10 protein-coding genes are annotated in these 8,853 nt (G+C 49.4%); all 10 read right to left on the bottom strand.

The features are described 5' to 3' along the window. Positions 1–932 (bottom strand): acetylxylan esterase (locus AC14M5_RS21965; RefSeq protein ID WP_484031862.1); only part of this gene is annotated, 932 nt, incomplete at its 3' end. Between the two features lie 3 nt (positions 933–935). Next, a complete protein-coding gene (locus AC14M5_RS21960; RefSeq protein WP_484031861.1) occupies positions 936–2,423 on the bottom strand; it encodes a DNA methyltransferase family protein in 1,488 nt (495 codons plus the stop codon). Further along, a complete protein-coding gene (locus tag AC14M5_RS21955) occupies positions 2,420–3,082 on the bottom strand; it encodes a type II restriction-modification system restriction endonuclease (protein WP_484031860.1) in 663 nt (220 codons plus the stop codon). Before AC14M5_RS21955 ends, AC14M5_RS21960 begins: the two co-directional genes overlap by 4 nt. 21 nt (positions 3,083–3,103) lie before the next feature. Continuing rightward, a complete protein-coding gene (locus AC14M5_RS21950) occupies positions 3,104–4,183 on the bottom strand; it encodes a hydroxymethylglutaryl-CoA synthase (RefSeq protein ID WP_484031859.1) in 1,080 nt (359 codons plus the stop codon). Positions 4,184–4,205: 22 nt separating this feature from the next. After that, complete coding sequence (locus AC14M5_RS21945) at positions 4,206–4,769, bottom strand: hypothetical protein (protein WP_484031858.1); 564 nt, start codon at positions 4,767–4,769, stop codon at positions 4,206–4,208. A 90-nt stretch (positions 4,770–4,859) separates the two neighbouring features. Beyond that, on the bottom strand, positions 4,860–5,477 hold the full coding sequence (locus AC14M5_RS21940) for a hypothetical protein (protein ID WP_484031857.1): 618 nt from the start codon (positions 5,475–5,477) through the stop codon (positions 4,860–4,862). Next, positions 5,474–5,731, bottom strand: coding sequence for a hypothetical protein (locus AC14M5_RS21935; protein ID WP_484031856.1), 258 nt, complete (start codon positions 5,729–5,731; stop codon positions 5,474–5,476). Before AC14M5_RS21935 ends, AC14M5_RS21940 begins: the two co-directional genes overlap by 4 nt. 227 nt (positions 5,732–5,958) lie before the next feature. Then, complete coding sequence (gene merB, locus AC14M5_RS21930) at positions 5,959–6,456, bottom strand: organomercurial lyase (protein ID WP_484031855.1); 498 nt, start codon at positions 6,454–6,456, stop codon at positions 5,959–5,961. A 33-nt stretch (positions 6,457–6,489) separates the two neighbouring features. Then, positions 6,490–7,578, bottom strand: coding sequence for an acyltransferase family protein (locus AC14M5_RS21925; protein WP_484031854.1), 1,089 nt, complete (start codon positions 7,576–7,578; stop codon positions 6,490–6,492). A gap of 21 nt (positions 7,579–7,599) precedes the next feature. Further along, on the bottom strand, positions 7,600–8,853 hold the full coding sequence (locus AC14M5_RS21920) for a hydroxymethylglutaryl-CoA reductase, degradative (protein WP_484031853.1): 1,254 nt from the start codon (positions 8,851–8,853) through the stop codon (positions 7,600–7,602).

The following is an 8,853-nucleotide window of genomic DNA, read 5'->3' as shown; positions in this document are numbered from 1 at the left end:
GTCTGATAACTCTGCCCGCCTTCGTGACCGTTGTACGGATAGACCTTGATATCCTTTTCGCCAGCCCAATGGTTATAGGCCGCGTAGACGGTCGAGGGTGGGCAGACCTGATCCATGAGACCCACGGAGAATAAGGCTTTGGCTTGGGCACGCGCCGCGAAGTTGACGCCATCGAAATACGAAAGCGTGTTGAAGACCGTGTCTACCTTGTCACGGTGGACATGGCAATACTCAGCGATCTCTTTGTAGGGATAGGTATCCACGATTTCGGTGGCGCGGCGGTAATGACAGAGGAACGGCACATCGGGGATGGCCGCGACCACGTCTGGGACAAGGCCTGCCGCGGCGATGGTGATGCCTCCGCCCTGCGAGCCGCCGGTGACGGCGATCTGGGTCGCGTCCACGGCTGCATGGGAGCGGGCGGCTTCGATGGCGCGGACCGCATCCGCGAAGACGCGGCGGTAGAAGTAATGTTGCGGGTCGAGGATGCCCTTGGTCATACTGCCAGGGTAATGGGCGTTGCCACCGTCGGCGTAGAGATCCGGTGTATCGCCTCCGGACCAGGTGCTGCCCTGTCCGCGCGTATCCATGACGAAGTGAGCGTAGCCCGCGCTTGCCCAAAGCAACCAATCGAAGCCGAATTGACGTCCGCCGCCGTAGCCGATGAATTCGACAACACAAGGGGTTTTCTCATGCCGTTGTTTGGGCAGAATGAACCAGCCTTTGATGGGCTGGCCGCCGAAACCGTTGAAGGTGACATCGTAGGTTTCTTGCGCGACGAGACCATAATCCACTTTTTCAAAAGTTGCATTGAGTGGAAAGGTCCGCGCTTCAGCGAGGGTGACTTGCCAGAAGGCGTCAAAGTCCGGTTGTTCATCGCGTTCCGGGATGTAGGTCTTGAGGAGGTCGAGGGAGAGATCGAAGAATGCCATGCTTTATTTTTGTACCTTCTGTTTGTGTTGTTTTCGTTCGAACAGTCTCAATGCTTTGACAATTTTTGGTGCTTGAAGATTTAGTCGATTCAGGATACTTGTTTTGATAGGACGTTTTTCATCCCAAAATATCATGGAAGAAAAAAAGTCCTGCACATTTTGGGATAATAATGTGTATAAGACTTTTCGAGCCTGTTCTTCCGTATCGAAACTCAAAAAATAGACTGTATCGTCAAAAACAACTGCTTTATTGCTCAGTTCTCCAACAAGTCTGAAATCCAGTCTTTTATAAAGCCCGCAAATCGCAATTTTATATGGCGAGAAAGTGTAAGAGCCGATACCAAAAATAGAAAAGCGTGGATTGTCTTGGTAAATTCTACTTTTACGATTATCCAGAAGCTCGGCATGTTTTTCCAAATATTTCCATGTTTTGGGAGCAAGGTGCTTAATTGTATTTGTAGGTTCCCCAACAGTTTTTTGGGTAACGATTACAAAGCGATTTGTTGATTTGATTCGATCGTTGGCAATATCAGAACCCTTTAGCAACGGATAGACATACGCGGACTCAATATCCACCTCTTCGCCCAATCCATTCACAAGGATCCCACCTTGCTCTTTCAATTCCATCACTTCTGAGCAATCGTGTTTTACTCCAGACCGCCACTTCATTTCGCTACTGCCAAACAGATGACTTGATTTTTCAAATGTATCCAAATCCCGAATTGTCAATCCGTTTCTGTGACCTACACGTTGGCGACTATTGGTTTGGAGGTTTTCATGAACATAGTAATCATAGTTATGTGAAACGCCATCAAATTCACAAAATAATAAACAGGCTTCCACCGATGCGCCAAAATGTTTTTTTGCGTCAATGCTGTAAATGGCTGAACTGAGCAAGCACACATTGTTAGTGTAAAGATGATTCAGGAATTTCCTTGCTACCGCAGTTTTGCACAACATAGCAAGATAACCTTTTCGATTTTGTAGCCAATTCCCAGTCTGAATTAACATCCATTCCGAAATATCGAAATTACTTTTACCTGTCATAGCATCGAAGCCGTTATGATTCTGGAAATTAAGCTTCGCAGGTAAATTTAAGCCCCCAATAGTCCCTTGTTGTGAATTTGTCACCCAAGGAAAATTCCCAAGCACTAAAATCGAACCATTAATCGATTTGAACAATTCTTTCCAGTCAAAATCAAAAAAATCCCCCTGTTTGAGGGTAACGCGCTCCTTGGCTGGAAATAAAGATTTTTTCTTTTCAATTTCTTCCAAATAAGAAGGATTAACCTCAATACCAATAATCTTCTGTGCTTGCAAAAATTGATAAGCTGATGCCTCCACGAATGCGCCAAGTCCGCACGTTGGTTCTATGATTACATCAGGAGAAACGCCGAGTTTCGCCAGTTTTTGGCACACAAGTTTTGCCAGTTCCGACGGCGTTTGAAAATCACCATATTCGATTTTGGTCTGTTGGGCTAAATCTTTCATTCGCTCGCTCGATAAATCGTGAGAACGCCTTGCTCCAGACCCGCACGTTCAATCACACGGCTGTATTGCAATCGCCACTGTAAAGCATTGGAAATTGTCAGAAAGCCCTGAACTGGCGGATTGCTGATAATCTCATCTGCTAGATTATTTAATCCAATTTCATCAATTGGAAGGTTCCTCTCCGATATAAAAGCGAAAACATCGTCCCTGTTTCCTTCATTTGCAAGAATTTGACGAATGCCTCGTGTTGTTTGAAAATCTGCTGTTCTCTCGGCTTCCACAAAGATGGTGTGCAAAATGTTTAGCGTTGCCGTTTTGCTTCTCCTATGGTCGATTTTCTCGTAGACGAACACAATCAGAGAGTAGCCTAACCCGTAAACCTTTTGGTGTGCGGATTTAAAGGGACAAGAAGATTGTGGTTGTCTGATACTGGTCACTTTCATATCTACCAGCAGTTCAGGAAAATCAATTCCGCTGGCTGAATTTCCCTCCATGAAATCATAACGACTTTTCAGATATTCTCTGAATTTCTGCTCGAGATACGTGCCAACAGCCTTCCCATCTGTGACACCATACAAGACCTTTTCGTGTGTTTGGGATTGAATGGCAGAAAATAATGCGGCTTCTTTGCCAAGGGCTTTGATAGTTAATTTGGGCATAATAAACTCGTTTGAGAGATTTTACTTCATCGCCAACTTGCCGCGGAATCTTACATATGTGGCGTAATCAATTTCAGTGCGGCGCTTGACGTAATCTTGCGTCTTCGTGGCGAGTCCTGCGCGGAGCGGAGCGGCGTCCGTGACGGTGAGGTCGAAGGCGTCTGAGCCAGCTCCACTTCCGAAAGAGACGACGAGGATCCGATCGCCGGGTTGGGCGATGTCGAGCGTCGCGGTGAGTCCGATCATCGCCGCACCCGCGTACGTATTCCCGATCACAGGGACCAGGAGTCCCGGCTCGATCTGTTCCATCGAGAAGCCGAGTCCCGAGGCGACGCGCTGCGGGAACTTCGTGTTCGGCTGGTGGAAGACTGCCCACTTGTAATCCTTGGCGGTTGTGCCGGAGGCTTCCATCAGGTGTGTGGCGGCTTCGGTGATGTGCTTGAAGTAGGCCGGCTCGCCAGTGAAGCGCATGCCGTGTTCGGGATACTTTTGATATTCGCGCCGCCAGAAATCGGGCGTGTCGGTGACGTACGAATACGAGGCGTTGATGATCGCCAGCGATTCTTCGGCAGGACCAACGATGTATGCACCGCCGCCCGCGCCCGCCGTGTATTCGAGCGCGTCGCCGGGCTTGCCCTGCGCGGTGTCCATGCCGATTGCCATGGCGTATTTGCCCATGTCCGAGCCAACCAAGCCCATCGCGGCGACGAGCGCTTCGGTGCCCGCTTTGCAGGCGAATTCCCAATCCGCGGCTTGCGTATTCGGGACGGCGCCGATCGCTTCAGCGACCAGGGTGGAGGTGGGTTTCACCGCATACGGGTGGGACTCAGACCCGACCCAGACCGCCCGCAACTCGGTCGGGTCGATCTGGGCGCGTTTCATCGCGTTGCGCGCCGCTTCAATGGACATGGTGATAACGTCTTCATCCAGCCCAGGGACGGCTTTCTCCTTGATGGGGAGTCCGCCTTTGCCGCCGGTCCAGACGCGCGCGACTTCCTTGGCGGGCAGACGATAACGCGGTACGTACGCGCCGTAGCCGATGATGCCAACGGGTTTATTGGGTTTTAGGAGGGTAGGGGAGTGTGTGTGAGGGGTTGTCATTTAAAAATAACCTTCTTTATAGTTAATAACAAGCGATTGATTTTAAGCTTTCATCAAGTCTTTTTGCATGTCCAACTAGCGTGTCAAAATCATATTCTTTCTGATTGCAAGCAGCATATATACTAATAATGGCAACTGCCGTACATCGCGTGAATACGACTCTCATATCGCAACCACTGATGCTAAAAATGGGTATGCAGTCTTCGCAATCTCCAATTCCAGAAACTTCATAAGGGATTATTCCTTCCTGCGACTCTACCTGTCGATTTATGTCGAACATATTTAATTGATCACTACGCGATGCAAATAAAAAGACATTTACACTTCCAACCTGTGTTCCATCTGGTGCCAATATTTCTTGCTCTTTTGCCTGAGTAGGTTTGTAATAATTGTCAACATCGGTAATAGTGCCAGAAGTGAATCCAAAAGGCAAGTCGCCTTCTCTAATTAGAATTGAAACAGCATCAACACTACCCAATCGCCAAGATAGATATTGTTCACGAATAAAAGGTAGTACAACACAAATAAATAGAATCAGTCCCACACCAATGCTGATACCAAGTGTCCATTTGTTCTTGAATTTCACTTATTTGCTCGCATACCAAAACTTTGATGTCAAGCCTGCCTGCGCCCTCACCCCAGCCCTCTCCCGCAGGGAGAGGGAACTCGTGGCCGGTTATTTCGTGTGTTTATCAACTTCGTCTTTTGCTCTTGTGAGAACTTGATTCCACATTTCGAGAGTTTCGTGTCCAATGCGTGCCGCTTCCTTGCTGATTAAGTCGTAGTTTATTTTGACATCACCATAACCACTTAAATCAAACGTGACCATCACGTAAACATCGTTGGGATGTTTGTTCGATCTGCCTTCATTCCATGCGAATAATTTTCCGATGATGATATCTGTTGGCTGGGCGACCCACGCTTCAAATTGATTCCCAAACGGGTCTACAAACTCGCGTCGAATGCGGCGATCAAAGGCAAGTTCATAATCAGGTTCACGTTTTAGAGGGACAAGATCGGCTTTGATGCCTTCGTTTGTGTCAATAATGTTGAACATGATCCCCATTTGCACTGAGTTTCTCATCATTTCAGGGTCGGCATAGTAGCGCGGCAATGGAAATTTCTGTGAAAGTGCTTCAAAATCCTGTTCTCGTAAATCCACAAGGATGTCAATATCATATGTGGCGCGTGTAATTCCAAATGGATACCCGCCGAACGCGCCGACGATCATATACGGCGCGCTGATCTCATCCAATGCTTTTACAACCTGCACATAAAAGGTGATGGCGGTCATTTGGTTTCCATCCGCACAGGGGTGAGATAAGCCAATACCTTCATATTAATTTCGGGCATAGATAATTCGGGAAAGCGTTTGCGAAAAGTGCCTCGTAACCCTGCCATTGAAAATTCCTGAGCGTGTAAGGCAGGGATAATTCGCTTTGGCGGCGGCAGCTTGGCGATTAATTCCATTTGCACCCAGTCAATGGGGTCGAAGCCGCGCACAATTTTGGAAATATCTTCTGATGAAAGGGTTGGTTTTTCAGCCATATTTACCTTTGAATATACCAAAAATTGGAAGTCAACCCTGCCTGTTTGAAAATCTTTGCAACCTGTTTGATCCTCCGTCCATGATACTCCAGGGATAGGCGGTTGTGATACCACAATTTGGAAAGTTCCCAGACTTGATGGAGAGTGAGAACTTCTCCGCGAGGGAGGTCCTTTCGCTTGCACCACTTGTCAATCCATTCTTCCGACCGGAAGAGCAGCATCGTCGCTCAGGTGAAGGTCAGGTCATCGTACCAGCGGGAGAAGGGGAGGGGGAAGTGAATCAGTAGTTGGGCATCGGTAGATTGGTCGTTTGTAGATCGGTAACTGGTAAATTGGGAATTGGAGATTTGCCCGTCTCGAATTTCAAGTTGAACCGACTCATTGCTCTCCGTGCAAACGGCTTCAATGACTGCGTCTGTGTGAAGTGCGGCAGGGATGCCGAGCATGTCCCAGGCGCAGTTGGCGTAATAGGTCCTGCCATTAGCGTGGACTTTGAAATCCGTGGGAATTCCTGAGAACGGGTTTGCCATGCGGACGGATAGGCTCTCAAGGTCGAGGAAGAACGCGTGGCGATTGTGGAGTTCTTTGTAATATTCGCCAGCTTCTGCGGTTGAGATGTTAAAGTGCAAGGCGGTTTCAACTGCGCCTGGGGGGTAAGCCGTGTCCGCGAAGTGTTGATAGACGAAGTGGCGGATTTGCCAGAGGAGGGACGTATTAATAGTCACGAAATTCTTTTCAGAAATGGCTGTTTTGCCAGATCAAACGGGTGCTACAGGGTTATTGTATTTGAACCGATGACCAAGATCCATGAACCGTTTTTCGAGAAGGTGATAAGACAATTCAACCAATATCAATAATATGACCACGATTAGTATGGTGAACTGGAATGTGTCGAGCGTTATGGATTTGGCTGTCAATAAGCCTGAGATAACAACCAACACAGGTCTGTGAAGAAGATACAACCCATAGGAGCGCAGTCCAAACCATTCGAGGATTCTATTCCCAAAGATAAAGCCTGACCTTTCTGGCGGGGCTGCGAGTGCTAAAATCAATACTAAAGTATAAATGAATGCAAACCACAAATGACCAATAGGATCCCCTGTCTTTAGACTGATGAAGTATCTAAAGTTCACTATTACGGGTATGGTGGCAAGCCAGAACAAAAACTTGTATTTGAAGATAAATGTGCGCACCGCTTGTGCCTGCCACAAAATTGCGACCAATACTCCCATCATCAATGACGAGGCCCGATAAAGCGGAAGCTGATAGACATACCTACTTGAAGCTGCAAAGTGACCTAAAATGGGAGCTAAAACGATCAGCACGATACATAAGATGATAAGAATATTTCTGTGCAACCATCTTACAGCAACTGACAGGAATATGTAGAATTGTTCCTCCAACGCCAAAGACCAGGTGACATCCAGCCAGGGGTCGCTCCAATGACCTCTGTGTGCATAAAGAAAGTTCTGGATAAAGATCAAGTACGACCAAAGAGGCAGGTGATAATCCAGCTGAGCATCGAAAGAAGTTGGTTTAACATAGATCAATATGCCAACTACCATTAGCAGTAACCAGTAAAGAGGAAGAATTCGTGCCGAGCGACGGATGTAGAAGACCTGGTAGTAGTTGGTCGCCTTGACGTTTTCTAAAAGTATGGTGGCAATCAGGAAGCCAGATAATATAAAGAATAGATCCACGCCGCTCCAGAAAGTATTGGTGAGCCGAACGTATCGTCCTGACATTTCAGCATCGGGGGAATAATGATGAATCAATACCATGATGATGGCAATTCCACGAACAGCATCCAGGGCCCGCGAGCGCTTGACTAAAAGTTCATTTTTCATGAGCTAATTTTACTAGTGTCCCTACGCCTGCATGCCCTTCAAAATCTCTTTCGCACGTTCCAAACGAATCACCTTCTCAGCCACCATCTGGGCAGCGACCTTTTCGATCAGCTCTCCACTCGCACCGGCGGCAATGGCGACCTGACGTGCGTGTAGCGACATATGTCCGCGTTGGATGCCTTCGGTAGCCAAGGCCCGGAGCGCCGCCATGTTTTGGGCAAGCCCCACCGAGACGATGATCTCAGCCAACTCTCTGGCGGTTTTCACACCCATCAACTTCAACGCGGCCTGTGCTGCCGGGTGGACCCTGGTCGCGCTGCCGACGATACCCACTGCCAGGGGCATTTCGAGCGTCCCAACCAGATTGCCGTCCGCGTCTTTTTCCCAGACGGATAATGAAGTATATCGTCCATTGCGTGCGGCGTAGGCATGCGCCCCCGCTTCGATGGCACGCCAGTCGTTGCCGGTGGCGATCACTACCGGGTCAATGCCGTTCATGATGCCTTTGTTGTGGGTGGCGGCACGGTACGGGTCTGCGGCGGCGAAGGCGTAGGCCGCGATGATGCCATCTCGCACTTCCTCGCCGGTGTAAGGCGGGCTACCATCCCGCCCCACGATTTCCAACTCTTTGACGGGAATGGTGCAAGTCGCCTTGGCCATGCGCTTGTCGGTGAGGTTTGAAAGGATCTTCAAATGGACCCGTCCGCTGGTGATCTCTTCGATCCTGGGCGCCAGGCGCTCGCAGGCCGTGTTAATGGCGTTCGCGCCCATCGCATCCCGGACATCATAGATGAGATGAACGACGAGGAACGGCCCGATGGGCGATTCTGGGATGATTCTGACTTCAAGATCCCGTGCGCCTCCGCCTCTGGACTTGAGGCTGGATTCGGCCCGATCGACATGCTCCAACAATTCGGCTTTACGCGCCACTACTTTTTCGGCGGCCCCGGCGAGATCGCTCACATCCAGCACCTGCAATTGCCCGATCATGAGCGGTTCCGTGCTGGTGGCGGTGAATCCGCCGCCGGCACGGGCGAGTTTGGCCATGAACGAAGCGCCGGCCACGACCGAGGGTTCCTCGATCACCATCGGGATGAGGACATCGCGTCCGTTCACCCGGAAGTTGAGCCCGATGCCGAGGGGCAGGACGTAGGTCCCGATCACATTCTCGATCATGTGCAAGGCGATGTCAGCGGGGAGCGGGCTGGTAAACGGGAGTAGGCTTTCGGGAGTCTGAAGCGCCGCCTCCGCTATCTTTTGGTGGCGTTCCTCCAG

This window comes from Candidatus Villigracilis sp. (assembly GCF_057083605.1).
Note: the sequence above shows the minus strand (reverse complement) of the source record. Positions and strands in the feature narration are given on the sequence as shown.

Bases quoted from the DNA above. Each gene is read 5' to 3' on its own strand.
- AC14M5_RS21950 (WP_484031859.1), bottom strand. From the start codon at position 4,183: ATGACAACCCCTCACACACACTCCCCTACCCTCCTAAAACCCAATAAA.
- AC14M5_RS21925 (WP_484031854.1), bottom strand. From the start codon at position 7,578: ATGAAAAATGAACTTTTAGTCAAGCGCTCGCGGGCCCTGGATGCTGTT.
- AC14M5_RS21955 (WP_484031860.1), bottom strand. From the start codon at position 3,082: ATGCCCAAATTAACTATCAAAGCCCTTGGCAAAGAAGCCGCATTATTT.
- AC14M5_RS21935 (WP_484031856.1), bottom strand. From the start codon at position 5,731: ATGGCTGAAAAACCAACCCTTTCATCAGAAGATATTTCCAAAATTGTG.
- AC14M5_RS21940 (WP_484031857.1), bottom strand. From the start codon at position 5,477: ATGACCGCCATCACCTTTTATGTGCAGGTTGTAAAAGCATTGGATGAG.
- AC14M5_RS21960 (WP_484031861.1), bottom strand. From the start codon at position 2,423: ATGAAAGATTTAGCCCAACAGACCAAAATCGAATATGGTGATTTTCAA.